A 22660-nucleotide genomic window follows, 5' to 3' on the forward strand; every position below is an offset into this window, starting at 1 on the left:
ATCGCTTCGCAACAATGAGACCACTGAATATTCAGTGGTTTTTTTGTGCATATAAAATCCCCCGCTAATTAAATTGGACCAAATAAGTTGTTTTACGGGCGAGTTCAATGCATAATCGGGCGAATTTCTACCCAAAATAGGCGAGTTATTTTTGATAGCTCTCATAATACAAAATATGGTTGAAAAATCTTATGAGAGTAGAACGACGCTTCGTATAAGCGATACGATTTGCCGATAGAAGTATCAAAGTTACTGATAAAACATAGAAAGTTGCTGATAGACTTTGCCATAAACACTAAATGTTCAAGCCCTCCACATTGTAAATTATGAAAAATAAGTTTGTTTTAAGATAAAATAAATAATTTTTTTGCTCCAATATGCTATGTTGATGGTGCCCCTGTGAGAATAGGACATCGCTTCGCAACAACAAGTTAATTGTATGGAAACACTTCTCACCTGATAAGATTGGATGAATCATATCTTTCGAGCGAGTATTCAACTGGATTCATGCTACTTCTAAACTCTTTTACTAATTCCTTATAAAAATTTCTTCCATAACTAATTCCAATTAGCTGCTTATTCGTCTTTAATTATAAGAAGGAGGGAAATGAAGTGCGTGATACATATGAGCAACACTATGAAGCAATCTATCAATACATACTCTTTTTAACGACAAACCCAGCAATTGTCGATGATTTTGTTCAAGAAACATTTATTCGCTTTTATCATACGAAACAAGTGCAAAATGAAAAAGCACTACTGATTCGAATTGCTCGCAACCTAGTGTATGACCATTTTAGGCGTAAACGGCTATTAAAATGGCTGCCATTAACTAAAACAGATTATGAAGATAAGGCTCCTTTACCTGAAGATTTGTTATTGCGTACACAAGAAGTACAGGAGCTGTATAAGGCATTAGCGAAAATCAAAATGAATTATCGAGAAGTGATTGTTCTTCGTTATATTGAAGAATTATCAGTAAAAGAGGTTGCCTACTATTTAGAGCTATCAGAAGTACAAGTGAAGAACTACACTGCACAGGGGTTAAAAGCGCTACGAAGCATAATGGGGAGGGAAGAGGATGTTTGATTTTAAACAATTAGCTGTGAAGCCAAGCATAGAAAAGAAAGAACTGCAATATCGTTTACTGGAGCAACGACTACAAAAAAGGCGTACGCCGTTATTACCTATTGTGTTGCCCCCAATCATGGTGTTAATTGCATGTTTACTGTTTATTACAATTCCCTCTTCTAAGTCGTATGATAAAACAGCGTTTGAACCTGATACGATTGTTCAAATTTTAGGGACGTTAGGTGAAGGGAATCCAAGCTCTATTTATCGTTGGGATGTAAAAAATATAACAAGCCCTTCACTACGTGATAGCTTTGAACAAGCTTTACATGAAATGAAGCCAATTACACTATCTCAAACGCCTAATATTACATATACGGTTCAATTAACATATGAAAATGGGGTAGTGGAGCAATATTTTATTGAGTGGGCAGAAAATATACATGTAGGTGATAGAAATGGGCAATGGTATGTCGTAGAAAATCTCGATTTGTATAATGCGTTAACCGGGCCAATTTTCCCTCTTACAGACAGCAATAATTTGTTGATTTTGCTTATTATGATGTGTTTACTATGGGTACTTGAGAAGCGAATACGTCCACAAGGGCATAACGGCAAGAAGCTACCTTTGTATTCAACGAAATGGTCATATGCAATAGATGTAATAACTTTATTGATTATTGTTGCTCCTCTTTATCTTTTTAAAAACCCATTTGTGTTTAGCAGTTTTGCTGCTGCCATTATAGGTGGAGGGTTAAAGTTATGGCTAGAAGCCCGCTATGGAGGAGAAAGCTGGCGTTACAAAATTATTGTTTATCATATATGTTATATTCTAATAGGCTTTAGTTCTCTGTTAATAATGTAGCGTGTGAGGTCATTCCTCGCACGCTTTTCATGTATAATAGAAGCAGAATTATGAACGGAGTGAAAGAAAATGAAGCGAGAACGACCACTTGTGGAGGCTTTAGAGAAATTTATTAAGCAAGAACCGTATTCGTTACATGTCCCAGGCCATAAAAATGGGCACATTTCATATTTGCCAGCTGACATACAGCATGCTTTACGTTATGATGTGACCGAATTAACAGGGTTGGATGATTTCCATCAACCGGAGGAGGCTATTGCAGAGGCAGAGGAATTGCTACGTCAAACGTATGGTGCAGATCGAAGCTTCTTTTTAGTGAATGGCTCGACAATAGGTAATTTAGCAATGATTTATGCAGTTTGTCAAAAAGGGGATACGGTTCTTGTACAACGTAATGCACATAAATCCATTTTTCATGCACTAGAGCTTGTTGGTGTACAACCTGTGTATTTAACACCAGAATGGGATGAGCTTACATATAGCGCAACACACATACATGTAGACGTTGTGAAAGAGGCGTTACAGCATTTTCAAGATGTGAAGGCAGTTATTTTAACATCGCCTACATACTATGGAGTTGTTACAGAGCACTTAAAGCTTATTATTGATTTGTGTCATACATATCAAATTCCAGTATTAGTGGATGAGGCACATGGGGCACATTTTTGTGCGAGCACCAGCTTCCCTGTATCCGCTTTAACATTAGGGGCTGATGTTGTTGTACAATCAGCACATAAAACATTGCCAGCGATGACGATGGCTTCATTTTTACATGTGAAATCGAGCTTAGTTGAAATTGACAAGGTCAATCGATATTTGCGCATGCTACAATCAAGCAGTCCATCATATTTATTGCTAGCTTCATTAGATGATGCAAGACATTATGTAAGTACATATATTGAAGCAGATGCCCATTATTTAATGGAAAAGCGAGCTCAATGGATTGAATCGCTACGAGCAATTGATCATTTAACGGTTATTGAAGTAGATGACCCTTTAAAGCTATTATTACGCGTTTCAGGCTATACAGGCTTCCAATTGAAAGAAAAGCTAGAGAAAAACCATTTATATGTAGAGCTAGCAGATACAGAGCAAGTGCTAGCAATTTTGCCGCTTTTAAAAAGAGGGGAGACATATCCTTTTGCAGATATGCGTATACGTATAAAAGAGGCTGTGAAAGAACTACTAACAAAAGAAGGTGCAGCTTCACCAAAGTTAAGTACGCAGTTCAGCTTAACGAAAATTACAATTCCTGAATATAGTTTTCAGGAATTGGCGCAATTAGAGAAGGAATGGATACCTTATATGCATGCAATAGGACGTGTAGCAGCGTCGATGATTATTCCTTATCCCCCAGGAATTCCGCTCTTTATACTAGGAGAGAAAATTACTTTGGCAAAATTAAGTCAGCTTGAGGAGCTGCTAGCAATAGGCGCAGCATTTCAAGGAGATCATCAATTAAATAAAAAGCAAATTTATGTCATAAAGTAGCAGTTGGAGGAATATAACAACATGGTAAGCAATTTATTTATTACGTTTGAAGGACCAGATGGAGCTGGAAAAACATCTGTGCTGAAGGATATTATAAATCGTTTAGAGGAGCACAATGTAAACTTTCTAGCAACGAGGGAGCCCGGAGGAATTCGCATCGCTGAAAATATTAGAGAAGTCATTCTAAATCCAGCATATACAGAAATGGATGCGCATACGGAGGCACTGCTTTATGCGGCAGCACGTAGTCAGCATTTTTATGAAAAAGTCGTACCTGCATTGCAAGCGGGCAAGCATGTGCTGTGTGATCGATTTATTGACTCGTCACTTGCCTATCAAGGCTTTGCTAGAGAGCTTGGAGTAGATGAGGTCTTGAGTATTAATGAATTTGCAATAGGGAAAAATCTCCCGGATTTAACGATTTTCTTTGATTTGCAGCCACAAGTTGGTTTAGCTAGAATTCAAGCAAATCGTGCGGATGAAATTAATCGCTTAGATGTTGAAAGTTTGGCATTTCATGAAAAGGTTTATGCTGGCTATGAAGAGGTATTGCGTCGTTATCCAGAGCGCATTCGCATAGTAGATGCTTCAAAGTCATTAGATGAAGTAATTGAAGATGTTTGGAATATTTTAAAAGAGGTTATAGTTTAAAAGTAAATGAATTACAACATATGATTGTGCTATAATAGTACTATCAACTTTACATTTAACATAAATTGAATGTAAATAAAGTCTCTAAAATGGGACATAATTTAATGAAGGGGTGAGGGCGGATGAAATTAGTAGTAGCCGTTGTACAAGATCAAGACAGCAACCGTTTATCAAATGCATTAACAAAAAATAATTTCCGAGCAACTAAGCTAGCAAGTACAGGTGGATTTTTACGTTCGGGAAATACGACATTTTTAATTGGTACGGACGATTCATTAATACCTAAGCTTTTGGATATTATTAGAGAAAACTGTCGAGCGCGAGAACAAATGGTAGCACCAGTTTCACCGATGGGAGGCAATGCCGACTCCTATATCCCATATCCTGTTGAAGTAGAAGTTGGTGGCGCTACGGTGTTTGTATTACCAATTGAGCAGTTCCATCATTTCTAATCAGATTATAAAGAGCGCTGGAGGGGAATTCATTGAAAATTAATCAAGATTTACGTGTGCTGAACACAAATCGCAATGAACTAAAGCCTACACCGCAAAGCGCAAATCGTTTTGGAGAGATGGTTGTCAAGCAAGGCTCAAAAATGCAAACAGAGCAATTGACACGTTTGCTTGGTGATATTTCAGCAGCAGGAGAGCGTGTGGCAAGGTCGCGTAATTTACGTGAGCTGACACGTTATAAAATGCTTATTAAACGCTTTTTACAGGAAGCTGTTGATTATGGTCTTGAAATGAAGCAGTCGCATACGTGGAATCGCTTTGGTGAAGGCCGTCGTTTAAAAATCATTGAGACAATTGATCAACGTTTAGTTGAACTAGCGCAAGATTTGTTAGATGAAGAAAAGGAAACGATTGATCTGTTAGCTAAAATAGGCGAAATTAAAGGATTATTAATTAATCTATATATGTAAAACCCGTGTCTCAACCACATGACACGGGCTTTTTTCTAACATGAATAGGTCGAAGGTGAAGTAAATGGCACATGATATGAATGAGCTGGAAATGCTACAGCCTGTAGTTATAAAGCAAATTCAAACAATTTACGAGAAAAATAGAATGGTCCATGCCTATATTTTTGATGGTGAAAAAGGAAGCGGAAAAAAGGCTGTTACGCAGTTTTTTGTGAAGCTTTTATTATGTGAAAATGTGTCGAATAATGTTCCATGTGAAACATGTCGAAATTGTATAAGGGTAGATACAGGTAATCACCCAAACATTCGACAAATAGAACCAGATGGACAATTTATTAAAGTTGACCAAGTGAGAGAGCTTATTTCTGAAATGACAATGACGGCAGCAGAGCAGGGCCGTAAAATTTATGTGCTGCATCATGCGGATAAATTGAATGTCGCCTCTGCTAATACGTTGTTAAAGTTTTTAGAGGAGCCAGATGGTGATGTGATGGCAATTTTACTAACAGAGCAAATTCAATCTATATTGCCAACAATACGCTCACGTTGTCAGCATATAAAATTTTCACAAGTACCACGACAGGTGATTCAACAGCAATTAGTAGAGCAAGGTGTCACACAGTCGATGGCAGCTACGGTAAGCATGGTAGCGAATGAACTAGAAACAGCACTTTTTTTAGCGAAAGATGAGCAATTTGCACATGCAAGAAAAACAGTGTTAAAATTAATAGAAGCTGTCAGAAAAAATGTCCATGAATCGATGTTGATCGTCCATGAGGAATGGTTACCTTCCTTTAAAGAAAGAAATGAGATGGAGCAGGCGCTGGATTTACTGCTATTTGCTTATCGCGATATTGTTGCATTGAAAGCAAATATGGAAGCGTCTTGTACATATCCAGATATGTTACAAGCTTTTAAGGAAATCGCCTTACACATGACATACGAGAAACTATCGAATCAAATGCAGGCAATTTTACAAGCTAGACAGCAGCTACAACGTAATATGAATAGGACGTTGTTGATGGAGCAGCTTATGCTGAATCTGCAGGAGGGGTACACATTTGTATAATGTAGTTGGTGTTCGCTTTAAAAAAGCGGGCAAAATATATTATTTCGATCCAGCAATGTACGAATTAGAGGAAAATCAATACGTCATTGTAGAAACAGCGCGAGGCATTGAGTATGGTAAAGTCATTATCCCTACAAAGGAAGTTGGAGAAAGCGACGTTGTTTTACCATTAAAACAGGTTGTGCGCCCAGCGGATGAGCGCGATCGCATTCAAGTTGATGAAAATCAAGCGGAGGCAAGACGTGCGTTTGATTTAGCAAATGCAAAAATTATCGAACATAGCTTAGATATGAAGCTAGTTGATGTGGAATATACATTTGACCGCAATAAAATAATTTTCTATTTTACTGCGGAAGGACGAGTCGATTTCCGTGAGCTTGTAAAAGATCTTGCATCAGTTTTCCGTACGCGAATTGAATTGCGTCAAATAGGCGTGCGCGATGAGGCAAAATTATTAGGTGGCATCGGTCCATGTGGGCGAATGCTATGCTGTTCAACCTTTTTAGGTGATTTTGATCCTGTATCAATTAAGATGGCAAAGGATCAAAACTTATCATTAAATCCGACGAAGATTTCAGGGCTTTGCGGTCGTTTAATGTGCTGTTTAAAGTATGAAAATGATGACTATGAAGCAGCAAAAGAAGGAATGCCAGATATCGGTGATACAACAATGACACCGAATGGTATGGGAAAAGTAATAGGTTTGAATGTGCTAGAGCAATTAGTTCAAGTATATTTACAGGAACAAGAGCGCACAGTAGAGTACACGCTCGATGAAATATTGCAATGTGAGGGAAATCTCATATAGGTTAAATACGTCTTGGTGTAATTGAAGTTAGCTAACAATTACATCAAGGCGTAATTCATAAAAGTAATAGACTTCAGCTGAATAAAGATAAAGATTTAATGGGGTGGCTTGAGTGAAGGACCGTAATTTCTTAAATACCGTTATGGAATTCGAACAACAGCTTGAAGCGATACAGGAGCAATTTAACTACTTAAAGCAGTTTGTTGCACATATGATGGAGGAGCACCAAACACTTCAAGCAGAAAATCTCCACCTACGGACACGCTTAGATGAATTGCAAGCAAATGAAGCAATACAAAATGAGGAACGTAAAAATGAAGTGGCGGATATTGGCGAAGGTTATGATAATTTAGCGCGCCTTTACCATGAAGGGTTTCATGTATGTCATGTGCATTTTGGTGGCTCACGTAAAGGTGAGGATTGCTTATTTTGCCTATCGTTTTTAAATAAAACAACATAGTGAATGAAAAGGAGCTGTCTGATGAGATAGCTCCTTTGTAATGAAAAAGCTAAGGGAGTTTACAAATGGAACAATGGTTACAGGATGACGAGCGCTTAGACTATTTATTAGCAGAGGATTTACGCATTATTCAAAGTCCCTCTGTATTTTCCTTTTCTTTAGATGCTGTATTGCTAGCACGTTTTGTGAATATACCAAAAAATAAGGGGCATATTGTTGATTTATGCTCAGGTAATGGTGTAGTGCCATTATTTTTAAGTGCACGTACAAAAGCGCAAATTACGGGTGTGGAATTGCAGCCAAGATTATATGATATGGCTTGTAGAAGTGTGCGTTACAACAATTTGGAACAACAAATTACGATGACATTAGGTGATGTGAAGGAAGCGGCTGATCAATTAGGTGTTGAAAAATATGATGCTGTCACATGTAATCCACCATATTTTTTAGCACATGAGATGAGCGATAAAAATATTAGTGAGCATCATGCTATTGCTCGCCATGAAATACATTTAACATTGGAAGAAGCCATTATTGCAGCGAGTCGTTTGCTAAAGCAAGGAGGTAAAGCTGCCTTTGTTCATCGACCAGGTCGCCTGCTTGATATTGTTACAGCAATGCGCGCACATCGTTTAGAGCCAAAGCGTATTCGCTTCGTTTATCCGAAAATGGGCAAGGAAGCAAATACATTATTAATAGAAGGAATTAAAGATGGTAAGCCTGATTTGAAGATATTACCACCTCTTTATGTCTATGATGAGGACAATAATTATACGGCAGAAGTGAGTGAGCTTTTATATGGAGAACACAGCTAAGCATTATTTTTACGTATTGCAATGTGGGGATGGCTCTTTATATGCAGGTTATACAAATCATTTAGAGCGGCGCGTAGCTGTTCATAATGCAGGTAAAGGGGCAAAATATACGCGTGCACGCTTGCCTGTCATATGTATTTACTTTGAGGAATATGCGACAAAGCGAGAAGCAATGCAACAAGAATATGCTTTTAAACAATTAACGCGTGAAAAAAAGGAAATTTACATAAGCGGCGCTAGGGATTAGCTACTCCCTAGCTTTTTGTTTGATTATAGCATAATGGTGTATACTTATGATGATAGTTAGGGGGAGTAAGCATGAAATCACAAAAGAGCAGCCAGCATGAGACAGGTGCATGCTTATATTTAGTGGCGACACCGATTGGCAATTTGGAAGATATAACGATGCGAGCTTTGCGTATTTTAAAGGAAGTTGATGTGATTGCGGCGGAGGATACGCGCAATACGAAGAAGCTATGTAATTACTTTGATATAACGACACCGCTTGTAAGCTACCATGAGCATAATATCGAAGCAGGTGGAGAGAAGCTTTTGCAATATTTACGTGATGGTAAATCTGTTGCGCTTGTTAGTGATGCAGGCTTACCTTGCATTTCAGATCCAGGTGCTGATATTGCAATGAAGGCAATTGATGAGGAGTTTGCGGTTATTCCAATTCCTGGAGCAAATGCAGCGTTAACGGCTTTAATTGCCTCAGGTATTACACCACAGCCATTTTATTTCTTTGGATTTTTAAATCGCAATAAAAAGGATCGACGTTTACAGCTAGAAAGCTTAAAAAAACGCCAAGAAACACTTATTTTTTATGAGGCACCACATCGCTTAAAGGATACATTAAAGGATATCGAGCTTGTTTTAGGCAATCGCCGTATTACGTTAGCGCGTGAGTTAACAAAGAAATTTGAAGAGTTTTTACGTGGAACTGTTGATGAAGCACTCGAATGGGCTAGCAATAATGAAATTCGTGGAGAGTTTTGTGTTGTCCTAGAGGGAGGCACCGAGGTAGATTCTGAGGATGAGCAACAATTTTGGACGGATATGACAATCGAAGAGCATGTACACTATATAATAGAAGAAACCCAAATTTCATCGAAGGATGCCATTAAAGAAGTAGCAAAGCAACGCAATTTACCAAAGCGAGATGTCTATCAGGCATATCATCAGTAAAATGCAAACGGCTTTTGAGAAATATAGGCTAGTCCCTACATTTCTCAAAAGCCTCTTTTGCATTATTTTTTTAAGCCTTCTTGGATTTCTTTAATTAATAATTCTGCACCTTCAGGGCTTAAAATTAATTTGCCACCTACAAGACGTAGGTTGTCATCAGACACTTCACCAGTTACAGCACATGTCATATTTGGCATGTATTTTTTTAAGATGATTTTATCATCATCTACATAAATTTCTAATGCATCTTTCTCTGCAATACCTAATGTACGGCGTAATTCAATAGGAATTACTACACGTCCTAATTCATCGACTTTACGAACAATACCAGTTGATTTCATAATAATAGTTCCTCCTTAAAATAAATTGTATAACAATTCTACAAAATTCGACATGAATTGCTTGTCTAACATGAATCATACCAAGTAATTACATAATCGTCAATAAATTAGTTTGAAAAAAAAGTTACTTTATAAATGATTTGTTAAAAAACAAGCTAAAAACACGTTTTATTGAGAGAAATTAGGATATAATTAAAATAAATTCTAATCTATTCATCGGTGTAATTCTACAAAATTCGACATTTTTTGTCGAAAGTTTTGATATTTATTGAAAAACATTGAATGGAAAGTGACAATATTTTTAAGTACAGGCTAAAATCAACCATTCAGACAACAAGCTTTAATATTCTATCGTTGAAACGAAATTCGTACTTCGATAGAATAGATACTATATTGCAAAGTAATTGGAGGCACTCTACGTGAACGAAAAACAAACATTTTATATAACAACCCCGATTTATTATCCAAGCGGTAAGTTCCATATCGGTACTGCCTATACGACGGTAGCATCAGATACGATGGCACGTTATAAACGTCTGCGCGGCTACGATGTGCGTTTTTTAACAGGAATGGACGAGCATGGTCAAAAAATTCAAGAAAAAGCAGCTGAGTCAGGCAAAAATCCACAGGACTATGTGAATGAAATTGCGGATGCTGCGAAAAAGCTTTGGGCATTGATGGATATTTCCTATGATGATTTTATTCAAACGACAGAGGAGCGTCATACAAAGAGCGTTGAGAAAATCTTTAAGAAATTTTTAGACAACGGTGATATTTATAAAGGTGAGTATGAAGGCTTATATTGTGTACCTTGTGAGTCATACTATACAGAGACACAGCTTGTCGATGGCAAATGTCCTGATTGTGGACGAGATGTGCAAACAGTAAAAGAAGAATCTTATTTCTTTAATATGAAGAAATATGCAGACCGTCTATTGGAATACTATGAAAACAATGTAGAATTTATCGAGCCAGAGTCACGCAAAAATGAGATGATTAATAATTTCATCAAGCCAGGACTAGAAGATTTATCTGTTTCACGTACATCCTTTGACTGGGGCATTAAAGTACCAGGAGATCCAAAGCATGTTATTTACGTATGGGTTGATGCATTATCGAACTATATTACGGCATTAGGCTACGGCTCAGATAATGAGGAGCTATTTAATAAATATTGGCCTGCTGATGTGCATGTAGTAGGGAAGGATATCGTACGCTTCCATACAATTTATTGGCCGATTTTCTTAATGGCACTAGATTTACCATTGCCGAAAAAAGTCTTTGCGCATGGTTTTATTATGATGAAGGATGGCAAAATGTCGAAATCTAAAGGCAATGTTGTCTATCCTGAAATGTTAGTCGAACGCTATGGGTTAGATGCGGCACGCTATTTCTTATTGCGTGAACTACCGTTTGGTTCAGATGGTGTATTCTCACCAGAATCATTTGTAGAGCGTACAAACTTTGACTTAGCGAATGATTTAGGTAATTTATTAAACCGTACTGTATCAATGATGAATAAATATTTTGATGGTATGATCCCAACAGAAAATCTTCAGCCAACAGAATTTGATGAGACTTTAAAAGCACATGCAAATGAGACACGTATTAAATATGAAGAAAGCATGGAAAAAATGCAATTTAGTGTCGTATTAGCAGAGCTTTGGTCGCTCGTTTCTCGAACGAATAAATATATTGATGAAACAGCGCCATGGGTATTGGCGAAAGATGAGGCAGATCGACCAAAATTGGCATCTGTTATGGCGAATTTAGCAGAAAGCTTGCGTCATATTGCCGTAATGCTTCAACCATTTATGACACAAACACCATTGCGTATTTTTGAACAACTAGGTCTAAATAATAAATTATTAGCATGGGATACGATTGAAACATTCGGCAATATTATTCCACCAAACGTAAAAGTAGCAGAAAAAGGAACACCTATTTTCCCACGTTTGGAAAATGAAGTGGAAATTAATTATATTCGTGAGCAAATGCAAAGCTCAGTACAAACACCACAGGAGCAACCGAAAAAGCCAGAAGCTGAAGAAGTTGATGAAATTTCAATCGATGACTTTATGAAGGTTGATTTACGTGTTGCAACAGTTACAGCATGTGAGCCTGTGCCAAAAGCAAATAAATTATTAAAGCTACAGGTGGATTTAGGATATGAACAGCGTCAAGTTGTTTCAGGTATTGCAGAGCATTACACACCTGAACAATTAGTTGGACAAAAGGTAATCGTTGTAGCGAACTTAAAGCCTGTCAAGCTGCGCGGTGAATTATCACAAGGGATGATTTTAGCTGGTTCACATGATGGTGTACTAACATTAGCTACAGTAGATCCAAAGCTTGAAAATGGAGCAAAAGTAAAATAATGCATGGAAAGCCTGTTGGAAAATTTTTTGACGACAGGCTCTTTCTATTCAAAAGCATTTAATTATATCAATATAATTAAAAAATGAAAAAAAAGTAAAAAATATAGGCTTATAGTACCTTATATAAAACTCTATACACATATAATGTCACGAAATGACCGTTTTTGTAATACAAATGTAATGTTTCTGAAAACTAAGAAATAATTCAATCAAATAAAATAAACGTCAGGAGTAATGAAAATGGTAGCTTTTATAGATACACATGTGCATTTAAATGCAGATCAATATGATGATGATTTACAGCAAGTAATTGATCGCGCTTTAGAGGCAAAGGTCGAAAAAATGGTTGTCATTGGCTTTGATCGAAAAACGATTGAACGAGCAATGTCATTGGCAAATCAATGTGATTTTATTTATGCAGTTATCGGCTGGCATCCTGTTGATGCAATTGATTGCACAGAGCAAGACTTAGCATGGATTGAGGAGCTTGCAGCACATCCGAAAGTAGTCGGTATTGGTGAAACAGGACTTGATTATTATTGGGACAAGTCACCAAAGGATGTGCAACAGTTTTGGTTCCGTAAGCAAATCAAGCTAGCACAAAAATTGAATTTACCAATTATCATTCATAATCGAGATGCAACTGGGGACGTTGTGCGCATTTTACGTGAGGAAAATGCTGCGACTGTCGGCGGGATTATGCACTGCTTTGGAGGCAGCGTGGAAACGGCCCGTGAATGCATTGATATGAATTTCATGATTAGCTTAGGTGGTCCTGTTACATTCAAAAATGCACGTCAACCGAAGGAAGTAGCAAAGGAAATACCTTTAGAGCATTTACTGATTGAAACAGACGCACCATACTTGGCTCCTCACCCATATCGTGGGAAAAGAAATGAGCCTTGCTATGTGCCGTTAGTAGCAGAGGAAATTGCAAGACAAAAAGAGCTTTCTTTGGAAGAAGTTGCTAACGCTACAACAGCAAATGCAATACGCTTTTTTAAATTGGATGTTTAATTTGTGAAGTCGCCTCCAATACTGCATTTAAAGCACTTTGTTGAAAGTGTTTTTTAACGGCTAAAAAACTTTATAGTTGACAGCATGAAATCTAGTCCGTATAATTCAGCGAGTATCAAGGAGGCGTATTTTCATGTCAAATAATTCCATGAAAAGCCAGTTCTTAGGATCATTGAGGAGCAAGGAAACAAGAACAAAAATTTTATCGTTTGTCTTGTTTGCTGCTGTAATTTCATTCGTTCTTTTCCAAGGGACGAAATCACCTGTCGTTATTATGGCGAACGGGGAAGAGCAAAAAGTAGCAACACACGCAGAAACTGTTGGCGAGCTTTTACAAGCACGCCACATTAACGTATCAGAATATGATAAAGTAACACCCTCAGTAGATACCAAAATCGTTAGTGGAATGACGATTGAATGGGAACAGGCAAGAGAAGTAATCGTTTCAGTTGACGGGGAAGAGTCAAATGTATGGACAACTGAAAAAGTAGTGAAGAACATTTTGGAAGAAGCAAATATCGAGGTAACAGAGCACGATAAAGTATCACAAGGCTTAAATACTGAAGTAGGAGCAGATAACAAAATCGATATTCAAAAGGCGTTTCAGTTAACGCTTGTCGATGGCTTAGAGAAGAGACAAGTTTGGTCCACTTCGACTACGGTCGCTAACTTTTTAAAACAACAAGAAATTCAATTAGGTGAATTTGATCGTGTCGAGAATAAACTGGAGGATGTTATCACTCCAGAAGGAAAAATCGTAGTTGTTCGCGTAGAAAAGGTTACCGATGTAGTGGAAGAATCCGTTGATTTCGCAGTCGAAAAGAAAAACGATTCTTCATTGCTTAAGGGCAAAGAAAAGGTTGTAACAGAAGGCGCAGTTGGGAAAGTAGAGCGTACTTATGAAGTAGTAAAAGAAAATGGTAAAGTTGTCGATAAAACATTGAAGTCTGAAAAGGTGAAAAAAGAGCCGACAACAAAAGTAGTAGCTGTAGGAACAAAAGTTGTAACTGCAAGTGTTTCTCGTAGCAATGCAGCAGCACCTGCAGGTGGCAAGGAGTTTTATGTAACAGCTACAGCATATACACCATATTGTAATGGTTGCTCAGGCACTTCAGCAGCAGGTATTAACTTGCGTAGCAATCCAGATTTAAAATTAATTGCGGTAGACCCAAACGTTATTCCATTAGGAACAAAAGTATGGGTTGAAGGCTACGGCTATGCGATTGCTGGCGACACAGGTGGCGCAATCAAGGGCAATAAAATTGATATCCTTATGCAAACAAAGCAGCAGGCATATAGCTGGGGGCGTAAGCAAGTCCGCATTAAAGTATTAAATTAATAATAAGCAATGAGCTGAATCTTTAGCTCGTTCCTTTCGTGCTGTATTTATCTTGATATACATTCATTGAATCAAGATAAAGGCATCGGCGGATGGCTCAGATTTTGAAAAATCCGGAAGTAATAAACTACGTGTACGAGGCTGATTAGACAGTCTAATAGTAAGTGCTGCTTTTATAATGGCAGCCACATTTCTACGTGTTTTCATACAAGCGAACAAAAAAAGTTTAAGCATTACCAAAATGTTCAAAGGCAAGGGTGTAGGGAATTTTGAATTTCCCTCCGCACCCTTGCCTTTCTAATTGTGTGAGAATTGTGTGAGTGCCTGGCACCTAATAAATATGCTAAAATAACCTTATAACTAATGAAAGAAAAGAGGCACATTTTTGGATATACGAGAAATTATCGTTGTAGAAGGTAAAGATGATACGACAGCGATTAAGCGAGCTGTTGGTGCTGATACAATTGAAACGAATGGCTCCGCAATTAATGAAGAAATACTAAGCCGTATTCAGCATGCACAGGAAAAACGAGGTGTCATTGTTTTTACGGACCCAGACTATCCAGGACGTCGCATACGAGCAATTATCGAAGAACGTATACCGAATGTTAAGCATGCTTTTTTAGCGAAAAATAAAACGATCGCTAAAAATGGTAAAGGTCTTGGAATTGAGCATGCAAACGATGAAGATATTCGTCAAGCGCTTGAAAATGTCTATACGCCGAATGAGCATATCCAAACAGAGGAAATCACACTTGAGGATTTAATGCTAGCCCGCCTTATGGGGCATCCGCAATCGAAGGAGCGACGCAATCGGTTAGGGGAAATATTGAATATTGGTATGACAAATGGCAAGCAGCTGCATAAGCGTTTAAAAATGTTTCAAATTACACAAGCTCAATTTGCACAAGCAATTGCACAGTTAGATCAGGAGGCACAAAATGCATAAAGATATTGCAACACCTATTCGCACAAAGGAAATTTTACAAAAGTATGGATTTTCATTCAAAAAAAGCTTAGGCCAAAACTTTTTAATCGATCCAAATATTTTACGCAACATTGTTGGGCATGCGCAGCTAACAGAAAATAGCGGTGCAATTGAAATTGGACCAGGAATCGGTGCTTTAACTGAGCATTTGGCTCGTGCGGCAAAGAAGGTTGTATCATTTGAAATTGACCAACGCTTATTGCCTGTGCTTGAGGATACATTAAGCCCATATGATAATGTAACGATTGTTCATTCAGACATTTTAAAGGCAGATGTAGCGCAGGTCATCGCAAAGGAAATGCCAGATATTCAAGATATTATGGTTGTTGCCAATTTGCCGTATTATGTAACAACGCCAATTTTATTAAAGCTATTACATGACCGACTGCCGATTCGTGGCTTCGTCGTTATGATGCAAAAAGAGGTAGCAGACCGCATTACAGCCAAGCCTGGTACGAAGGAATATGGCTCTCTTTCAATTGCCATTCAATATTATGTTTCAGCAGAGATTGCGATGATGGTACCGAAAACGGTATTTATGCCACAGCCAAATGTCGAATCAGCGGTCATTCGCCTAATCAAGCATGATGCACCACCTGTACAGGTTATGGATGAGGAATTTTTATTTGAGGTGACACGAGCGTCGTTTGTGCAACGCCGAAAAACGATTTTGAACAACTTGCAGGCAGGACTACCAAATGGTAAGCAAAAGAAAGAGGCTATTTTAGAGGCGTTAACTACGTGTGAAATTGAGCCAACGCGCCGTGGCGAAACACTAACAATTCAAGAGTTCGGTAAATTAGCAGACGCACTTTATCCAACTTTTGCGAAACACTTATAATTTGGCAAACTTAAGACCATAATAAAAAAAATAATTTTTTTTGTGAGAAAAAAGTTGACTAAAATAATTGTATGGTGATAAAATATATTATTTTTGACAATGTTTATAAATCGTGATACACTATTATTTAGTGAGGTGTATGCGAAATGCCAAAAACAATTGCCAATATTAAAAAGGCTTTAGATGGTCATTTAGGCAAACGTTTGCAAATAAGAGCGAACGGTAGCCGTAAAAAAACGGTTGAGTGTGCAGGTGTACTAAGCGAAACACATCGTGCGGTATTCGTAGTGGAGCTCGATCAAAATGAAAATGCGTGCAAGCGTGTTTCTTACAGCTACACAGATATTTTAACAGAGGCAGTAGAAATTACTTTTTTAGATGACGCAATCGCGGTAGGTAAATAGTTATTCATATGTAAAAAGCACTCAAGTTTTTGAGTGTTTTTTGTTTTTAGCAGTATAAAGCAAGTAGATGTAAGCATACTAAAGAATCCAACTGAACTTGAGAAAGGGAGGTCATCTGCATGGCGCGAAAAGGCATCATGTCGAATCGTCTAAAGGAAGAGATTGCAAAGGAACTTGGATTTTATGATGTAGTAGAACGTGAAGGCTGGGGTGGTATTACTACCCGTGATGCAGGGAATATGGTTAAACATGCGATTGAAAAGGCAGAAAAACTTCTTGCTGAACAACAAGCTACTGATACAAAGTAGTGAAAGATGTTAACTTAAAAAACCGATCAAAATAAGGAACGTTGGCAAGAGGCTGTTCGAGAAGTATTACTTTTCGAGCGGCTCTCTTTTTTATTTTCTAATTATTCCTATTTCGTTTTCCAGACAATGAATATGATAAAATAGAAATACGAGAGCTTGAATAGGGAGGAAATGAAAGATGCTTTACATTAAAGCGCCAGCTAAAATTAATTTAACATTAGATGTACTATATAAAAGACCTGACAATTATCACGAGGTTGACATGATTATGACAACGATTGACCTGTCAGATCGAATTGGCTTAGAGGCACGTCAGGATGGCTTAATTAAAATTATTTCAGCAGATCGCTTTGTACCGAGCGATGAGCGCAATTTTGCTTATCAGGCAGCAAGGCTATTACAAGATACATACGGTATTAAAGAGGGTGTATCGATTACGATAGATAAGGAAATTCCAATAGCCGCAGGTTTAGCAGGGGGAAGCAGTGATGCAGCAGCGACGCTTCGCGGTTTAAATGAGCTATGGAATTTAAATTTAACGATAGATGAGCTAGCAGAGCTTGGGGCACAAATTGGCTCAGATGTACCATTTTGTGTCTACGGAGGCACTGCACGTGCAACAGGTCGTGGTGAAAAAATAGAGGAGCTCCCAGCACCACCAAATTGCTGGATTGTGCTAGCAAAGCCAAAAATTGGTGTATCGACAGCGGATGTCTATGGTGGATTGCAATTAGATAATGTAGCGCACCCTGATACAGCAAAAGCGATAGCAGCTATTGCAAGCAAGGATTATAGTGCATTATGTACGTCGCTTGGCAATGTGTTAGAAAGTGTGACATTAAAGCTTCACCCTGAGGTTTCAATGATTAAAGAGCAAATGTATCGATTGGGTGCAGATGCAGTGCTAATGAGCGGTAGTGGACCGACTGTTTTTGGCTTGGTAGACAGCGAGGCACGCATTGCTAGAATTTATAACGGATTGCGAGGCTTTTGTGATGAGGTGTATACAGTTCGCTTGCTTGGAGAGAGGAATACACTTGCGTAAATGCGTACATTTATGATAACTTACGTATAAAATATTCGTATTCTTAATAGAAATAGGAGAGGGTCATATTATGAAATGGAAGCGTAGTGAACGACTTGTCGATATGACATACTACTTGCTTGAACATCCCCACCAATTGATCCCCCTTACGTACTTTTCGGAATTATATCAGTCAGCGAAATCTTCGATTAGCGAAGATTTAACGATTGTGAAGGAAACGTTTGAGGAGAAGGGAATCGGACTTTTAATAACAGTACCTGGTGCAGCAGGCGGGGTAAAATATATTCCGAAAATGTCTGAGCAGGAAGTAAAGGATATGATTCAAGAGTTGATTACTCAGCTACAGCAATCAGATCGTTTATTGCCAGGTGGCTATTTATTTATGACGGATTTACTTGGCAACCCAGACTTTATGAATCGAGTAGGAAAAGTATTTGCGAGCGTCTTTGCTGAGCAGCAAATCGATGTTATTATGACAGTAGCAACAAAAGGTATTTCGATTGCTCATGCAATTGCGCGTCATTTGAACGTTCCTGTTGTGGTTGTGCGTCGAGATAGCAAAGTAACTGAAGGATCAACAGTGAGTATTAATTATGTATCAGGCTCTTCGCGTCGTATTCAAACGATGGTTTTATCTAAACGTAGCATGAAAAGTGGACAACGTGTACTAATTACCGACGATTTTATGAAGGTAGGCGGTACGGTGAATGGTATGAAAAGCTTGTTAGAGGAATTTGAATGTGAGCTAGCAGGTATCGCCGTATTAGTTGAGGCACAGCATGCGGATGAGCGATTAGTGGACGATTATTATTCATTAGTAAAGCTTCACGAAGTCAATGAGAAGGATCGCATTATTGAATTAAGCGAAGGCAATTACTTTCAAAAGGAGAGATTGTAAATGAAAGCAGTAGCAACAACAAAAGCACCAGCAGCAATTGGACCATACGCACAAGGCATGATTGTCAATAATATGTTTTATTCATCAGGTCAAATTCCATTAACAGCTTCTGGTGAGCTAGTAGATGGCGATATCGTTGAACAAACGAATCAAGTATTTGAAAATTTAAAGGCAGTGCTTGCAGCAGCAGGCTCGTCATTAGATCAAGTTGTGAAAACAACTGTATTCATGAAGGATATGAATGATTTTGCTGCGATGAACGAAGTATATGCTTCTCATTTCGGTGAGCATAAGCCAGCGCGCTCTGCGGTAGAGGTAGCCCGTTTACCAAAGGACGTAAAAGTCGAAATCGAAGTCATTGCATTAGTAAAATAAAAGCAGCAGTAGGGAAGGTAGACAAATACCTTCCCTACTGCTTATTTTGGATAAACATCTATATCAAAATAATCCTTTTCAGGACTTCCCCATGTATAGCTTAAGGCACTGCCATTTTCTAATGTTACTAAAACATTATAAAAATATGGATAAATCCCCGCATCACTTCGAAAAACTTCAATATCACGCACATCTTCCTTCGTAAGTGACTGTACCTCATACAAATCAAATATGACAGCAGCAAGTAATTCCTCTCTGTCCTCTACATTACCCATTCGATAATTTTGATAAGTGAAGTACAATATTATGCCTATAGAAGCAATAAAGTAAAGAATAAAAAGCCATTTTTTTATAAAGCGCCATTTTCCTTTCATAAAAATATCCACCTTCATTCTAAATAATTTGATATAAACCTTATAATACCCTTAATTTACATTATAAGGTTTATATAGTAATGTTTATATCATACCATAATTTAAAGGAAAGAGGTAATCACATGCAAAAAAAATTAAAATTATCAATACTATTATTGACAACTTTGATGCTAATGTTCAATTTCAATCTTTCTAATTCTTATGCAAATGTAAATCTTTTTGAGGATATTGATATGGATGAACAAGAGAGGATATACCAAGAAATCATAAAGGATTTACCTACTGCAACAGTATCAGATTCAGACTACACTCCTTTCTCAATCCCTGCATATGTACCTAAGGCGGGGGATATATTATATACTCCAAGTATACAATGTAAAAATGATCCTAATATTTGTAAAGGAATTAGTGGTCATGTTGGTATAGTAGTCTCTGATGCAGGAGCGGTAATTCATACTGCAGGCAAAGGTAAACTACCTACACTAATTCCTCTCACTACGTGGTATAAAAGCTATGCAGAAACTACAGTCGTTAGACCTAATAATGCTACAAGAGGTAAAAATGCTGCCGATTGGGCTAGGAATTATTATGGTACTGGCGGGGCTGGTTCGAAAAAAACTTATGCTGTAACAATTAACTCTGATTTATCAAAAACTCTTTCATTGAATACTACATACTGCTCTTTATTAGTATGGCAAGCATATTATTTCGGAGCAAATCAATTTTTATCCCTAGGAGATCCTGTAGTACCAGTCTTATTTGTGAATTATGCAGGGTATCATGATATGAGAGTACTTGTGAAACTCTAATTATAAATATAACATGAGATTGGAACAAGATTTATGTTTAACATGAAGGCGCATTGGCATTTTACAATTTGTAAAATGCCAATGCGCTTATTCTAATGGATTCAGAAATCAACTGTTTAATTGCTCAATTTAGAAATAAAGCTGCAAGAAACTAATATTGCACCTTTGATTCATTATAAATTAATAATACTTAAATCCTATCATTTAAAGCAAATTTCGCTCACTTTACCTAAAATTTTTAAAATAAATTATTTAAATATTTAAACTATTTAAATAATTTAGTATTATTAAGATAGAGATTGATATTCTATAAGGAGAATATCAATTTTTAGCAAAGGCATCTTAGATTAAGGGGGTGAGAGAATGGAAGTAACAGATGTAAGATTACGACGTGTACATTTAGAGGGGCGTATGCGTGCGATCGCTTCCATCACACTAGATGATGAATTCGTTATACATGATATTCGTGTAATAGATGGTAACTCAGGCTTATTTGTGGCAATGCCAAGTAAGCGCACGCCAGATGGTGAATTCCGTGATATCGCGCATCCAATTAAGTCAACTACACGCAATAAAATTCAAGAGAGCGTGTTAGCTGCATACTATGCATCAAGTGAGGAAGAAACGCTAGAGCAAGTGAATGCATAAGTCAATTATGCTGTTGGAAAACCATGCATATGCAAAGGTTTTCCAACAGCTATTTTATTTTAAAAGGATAAATCTCCCTATAAATATGTCATCGTTTTGTCAAGCCACAATACCTTGAAAAACAGGCTGATTTACTATATAGTCAATATGAGACTTAGAGTTAAACTGGGGGACTTATATGACAAATATTTTTGCAATTGTTTTGGCTGCCGGCCAAGGAACACGCATGAAGTCCAAATTATATAAAGTGCTGCATCCTGTTTGTGGCAAGCCAATGGTGGAGCATGTTATCAATCATATTGAAACACTTGATGTTCATCGTATCGTAACAGTAGTTGGTCATGGTGCTGATAAAGTACAGGAGCAATTAGGTGATAAAAGTGAGTATGTGCTACAGGCTGAGCAATTAGGAACGGCACATGCGGTTCAACAAGCAGAAGCTATTTTAGGCAATCTTGAAGGCATAACACTTGTCGTATGTGGAGATACACCGCTTATTCGACCAGAAACGATGAAGGCGTTAGTTGACTTTCACCGTGAGCAAAATGCCAAAGCGACAATTTTAACAGCTATTGCAGAGGATCCAACAGGTTACGGGCGCATTATCCGCAATGAGGGTGGGCAAGTTGCACAAATTGTGGAGCATAAGGATGCAACACCAGAGCAGCATCTTGTAAAGGAAATTAATACGGGCACATACTGCTTCGATAATAAGCTTTTATTTGAAACATTAAAGCTTGTGAATAATGACAATGCGCAAGGTGAATATTATTTACCTGACGTAATTGAGATTTTACAAAAGCAGCAAGAAATTGTAGCAGCATATGTGACAAAGGATTTTAATGAAACATTAGGTATTAACGATCGCTTTGCCTTATCACAGGCTGAGGAATTAATGCGTGCACGTATTAATGAACGTCATATGCGTAACGGCGTGACAATTATTAATCCCGCAACGACACATATTAGCGCAGATGCGGTAATTGGGAGCGACACAATTATTTTACCAGGCACAATTATTGAAGGTGTTACAGTCATTGGTGAAGATTGCGAAATCGGTCCTAACAGCCATATTATCGACAGCCAAATTGGTCAAAATACAACTGTCCATAGTTCTGTAGTTAAAAGCAGTGTTATTGGTGATAAAGTAGCAGTTGGTCCATTTGCACATATCCGTCCAGAATCTACACTTGGCAACAATGTGAAGATTGGCAACTTCGTGGAAGTGAAAAAGAGCCAAATTCAGGACGAATCGAAAGTGTCGCATTTAAGCTATATTGGTGACGCAGAGATTGGAAAAAACGTCAATATTGGCTGCGGCTCGATTACTGTCAATTATGATGGTAAAAATAAGTATAAAACGATTATTGAGGACGATGTATTTGTAGGCTGTAATACGAATTTAGTTGCACCTGTAACAGTGCGTAAAAACGCGTTTATCGCAGCAGGCTCTACAATTACAAAGGAAGTACCTGAGGACGCACTAGCGATTGCACGTGCAAGACAGGAAAATAAATTAGGTTATGTCAATAAATTAAAATAATATATAGAAAAC

Annotated in this window: 27 protein-coding genes; 25 read left to right on the plus strand and 2 right to left on the minus strand. The window is 37.7% G+C overall.

Translation table 11 applies throughout. The features are described from left to right. The first annotated feature begins 612 nt into the window (after window positions 1-612). The 12 genes from M3Z76_RS17865 to rsmI all read left to right on the plus strand — a co-directional run bounded on the left by M3Z76_RS17865 (window position 613) and on the right by rsmI (window position 9340). Window positions 613-1089, plus strand: a complete 477-nt coding sequence (locus M3Z76_RS17865; protein WP_293929481.1) for an RNA polymerase sigma factor — start codon at window positions 613-615, stop codon at window positions 1087-1089. Then, window positions 1082-1936, plus strand: a complete 855-nt coding sequence (locus tag M3Z76_RS17870; protein WP_293929479.1) for a hypothetical protein — start codon at window positions 1082-1084, stop codon at window positions 1934-1936. Before M3Z76_RS17865 ends, M3Z76_RS17870 begins: the two co-directional genes overlap by 8 nt. Before the next feature lie 69 nt (window positions 1937-2005). Further along, window positions 2006-3427: an aminotransferase class I/II-fold pyridoxal phosphate-dependent enzyme gene (locus tag M3Z76_RS17875; RefSeq protein WP_293929477.1), complete on the plus strand. Its 1422-nt coding sequence runs from the start codon at window positions 2006-2008 to the stop codon at window positions 3425-3427. 21 nt (window positions 3428-3448) lie between these two features. After that, window positions 3449-4078, plus strand: coding sequence for a dTMP kinase (tmk, locus tag M3Z76_RS17880; RefSeq protein WP_293929475.1), 630 nt, complete (start codon window positions 3449-3451; stop codon window positions 4076-4078). A gap of 122 nt (window positions 4079-4200) precedes the next feature. Beyond that, window positions 4201-4530 carry a cyclic-di-AMP receptor gene (locus tag M3Z76_RS17885; protein WP_066165667.1) on the plus strand — a complete coding sequence of 110 codons (330 nt, stop codon included), beginning with the start codon at window positions 4201-4203 and terminating at the stop codon, window positions 4528-4530. Between the two features lie 32 nt (window positions 4531-4562). Further along, window positions 4563-5000, plus strand: coding sequence for a YaaR family protein (locus tag M3Z76_RS17890; RefSeq protein WP_293929472.1), 438 nt, complete (start codon window positions 4563-4565; stop codon window positions 4998-5000). A gap of 64 nt (window positions 5001-5064) precedes the next feature. After that, the gene (holB, locus tag M3Z76_RS17895) at window positions 5065-6069 is read left to right on the plus strand and encodes a DNA polymerase III subunit delta' (protein WP_293929470.1); all 1005 of its coding nucleotides are present in this window, start codon (window positions 5065-5067) and stop codon (window positions 6067-6069) included. Beyond that, complete coding sequence (locus M3Z76_RS17900) at window positions 6062-6877, plus strand: PSP1 domain-containing protein (protein ID WP_293929468.1); 816 nt, start codon at window positions 6062-6064, stop codon at window positions 6875-6877. The genes holB and M3Z76_RS17900 overlap by 8 nt, the downstream gene beginning before the upstream one ends. A gap of 112 nt (window positions 6878-6989) precedes the next feature. Continuing rightward, the gene (yabA, locus tag M3Z76_RS17905; RefSeq protein WP_293929466.1) at window positions 6990-7337 is read left to right on the plus strand and encodes a DNA replication initiation control protein YabA; all 348 of its coding nucleotides are present in this window, start codon (window positions 6990-6992) and stop codon (window positions 7335-7337) included. 65 nt (window positions 7338-7402) lie between these two features. Further along, the gene (locus M3Z76_RS17910; RefSeq protein WP_293929464.1) at window positions 7403-8152 is read left to right on the plus strand and encodes a tRNA1(Val) (adenine(37)-N6)-methyltransferase; all 750 of its coding nucleotides are present in this window, start codon (window positions 7403-7405) and stop codon (window positions 8150-8152) included. After that, on the plus strand, window positions 8136-8399 hold the full coding sequence (locus M3Z76_RS17915; RefSeq protein WP_293929462.1) for a GIY-YIG nuclease family protein: 264 nt from the start codon (window positions 8136-8138) through the stop codon (window positions 8397-8399). Before M3Z76_RS17910 ends, M3Z76_RS17915 begins: the two co-directional genes overlap by 17 nt. 71 nt (window positions 8400-8470) lie before the next feature. Next, a complete protein-coding gene (gene rsmI, locus M3Z76_RS17920) occupies window positions 8471-9340 on the plus strand; it encodes a 16S rRNA (cytidine(1402)-2'-O)-methyltransferase (protein ID WP_293929460.1) in 870 nt (289 codons plus the stop codon). 62 nt (window positions 9341-9402) lie between these two features. Here the strand turns inward: rsmI and M3Z76_RS17925 are convergent, their stop codons facing one another. Beyond that, complete coding sequence (locus M3Z76_RS17925) at window positions 9403-9687, minus strand: transition state genes transcriptional regulator AbrB (protein ID WP_293929485.1); 285 nt, start codon at window positions 9685-9687, stop codon at window positions 9403-9405. A gap of 413 nt (window positions 9688-10100) precedes the next feature. On the opposite strand from M3Z76_RS17925, the gene metG reads away from it, so the two are divergent. The 10 genes from metG (at window position 10101) to M3Z76_RS17975 (ending at window position 19274) form a co-directional block, all read left to right on the plus strand. Continuing rightward, a complete protein-coding gene (gene metG / locus M3Z76_RS17930; protein ID WP_293929457.1) occupies window positions 10101-12059 on the plus strand; it encodes a methionine--tRNA ligase in 1959 nt (652 codons plus the stop codon). Window positions 12060-12299: 240 nt separating this feature from the next. Then, window positions 12300-13076, plus strand: a complete 777-nt coding sequence (locus M3Z76_RS17935; protein ID WP_293929455.1) for a TatD family hydrolase — start codon at window positions 12300-12302, stop codon at window positions 13074-13076. A 133-nt stretch (window positions 13077-13209) separates the two neighbouring features. Then, window positions 13210-14415, plus strand: a complete 1206-nt coding sequence (locus M3Z76_RS17940) for a G5 and 3D domain-containing protein (RefSeq protein ID WP_293929453.1) — start codon at window positions 13210-13212, stop codon at window positions 14413-14415. Between the two features lie 385 nt (window positions 14416-14800). Further along, complete coding sequence (gene rnmV, locus M3Z76_RS17945) at window positions 14801-15364, plus strand: ribonuclease M5 (RefSeq protein WP_293929451.1); 564 nt, start codon at window positions 14801-14803, stop codon at window positions 15362-15364. Continuing rightward, complete coding sequence (rsmA, locus tag M3Z76_RS17950; protein ID WP_293929449.1) at window positions 15357-16244, plus strand: 16S rRNA (adenine(1518)-N(6)/adenine(1519)-N(6))-dimethyltransferase RsmA; 888 nt, start codon at window positions 15357-15359, stop codon at window positions 16242-16244. The genes rnmV and rsmA overlap by 8 nt, the downstream gene beginning before the upstream one ends. Window positions 16245-16390: 146 nt before the next feature. Then, window positions 16391-16648 carry a biofilm formation stimulator Veg gene (veg, locus tag M3Z76_RS17955; protein WP_293929447.1) on the plus strand — a complete coding sequence of 86 codons (258 nt, stop codon included), beginning with the start codon at window positions 16391-16393 and terminating at the stop codon, window positions 16646-16648. A gap of 119 nt (window positions 16649-16767) precedes the next feature. Continuing rightward, window positions 16768-16956, plus strand: a complete 189-nt coding sequence (locus M3Z76_RS17960) for a small, acid-soluble spore protein, alpha/beta type (protein WP_066165629.1) — start codon at window positions 16768-16770, stop codon at window positions 16954-16956. Window positions 16957-17134: 178 nt separating this feature from the next. After that, entirely contained in the window at window positions 17135-18001 is an 867-nt protein-coding gene (gene ispE, locus M3Z76_RS17965) for a 4-(cytidine 5'-diphospho)-2-C-methyl-D-erythritol kinase (RefSeq protein WP_293929444.1), read from the plus strand. 70 nt (window positions 18002-18071) lie between these two features. Beyond that, entirely contained in the window at window positions 18072-18899 is an 828-nt protein-coding gene (gene purR, locus M3Z76_RS17970) for a pur operon repressor (RefSeq protein WP_293929442.1), read from the plus strand. Further along, a complete protein-coding gene (locus tag M3Z76_RS17975) occupies window positions 18900-19274 on the plus strand; it encodes a RidA family protein (RefSeq protein ID WP_293929440.1) in 375 nt (124 codons plus the stop codon). 41 nt (window positions 19275-19315) lie between these two features. Here M3Z76_RS17975 and M3Z76_RS17980 read toward each other — a convergent pair whose 3' ends face one another. Then, window positions 19316-19648 carry a hypothetical protein gene (locus M3Z76_RS17980; RefSeq protein ID WP_293929438.1) on the minus strand — a complete coding sequence of 111 codons (333 nt, stop codon included), beginning with the start codon at window positions 19646-19648 and terminating at the stop codon, window positions 19316-19318. 122 nt (window positions 19649-19770) lie between these two features. Here M3Z76_RS17980 and M3Z76_RS17985 point away from each other — a divergent pair, with 122 nt between their 5' ends. The 3 genes from M3Z76_RS17985 (at window position 19771) to glmU (ending at window position 22648) form a co-directional block, all read left to right on the plus strand. Next, window positions 19771-20457, plus strand: a complete 687-nt coding sequence (locus tag M3Z76_RS17985; RefSeq protein ID WP_293929436.1) for a C40 family peptidase — start codon at window positions 19771-19773, stop codon at window positions 20455-20457. A gap of 363 nt (window positions 20458-20820) precedes the next feature. Then, on the plus strand, window positions 20821-21105 hold the full coding sequence (gene spoVG / locus M3Z76_RS17990) for a septation regulator SpoVG (protein ID WP_293929434.1): 285 nt from the start codon (window positions 20821-20823) through the stop codon (window positions 21103-21105). A 178-nt stretch (window positions 21106-21283) separates the two neighbouring features. Beyond that, window positions 21284-22648 (plus strand): bifunctional UDP-N-acetylglucosamine diphosphorylase/glucosamine-1-phosphate N-acetyltransferase GlmU, encoded by a 1365-nt coding sequence (gene glmU / locus M3Z76_RS17995; RefSeq protein ID WP_293929432.1) that lies wholly within the window; start codon window positions 21284-21286, stop codon window positions 22646-22648. The last annotated feature ends 12 nt before the right edge of the window (window positions 22649-22660 follow it).

The sequence above is a fragment of the Metasolibacillus sp. genome, from assembly GCF_025291715.1.
Taxonomy (GTDB): Bacteria; Bacillota; Bacilli; order Bacillales_A; family Planococcaceae; genus Metasolibacillus; species Metasolibacillus louembei.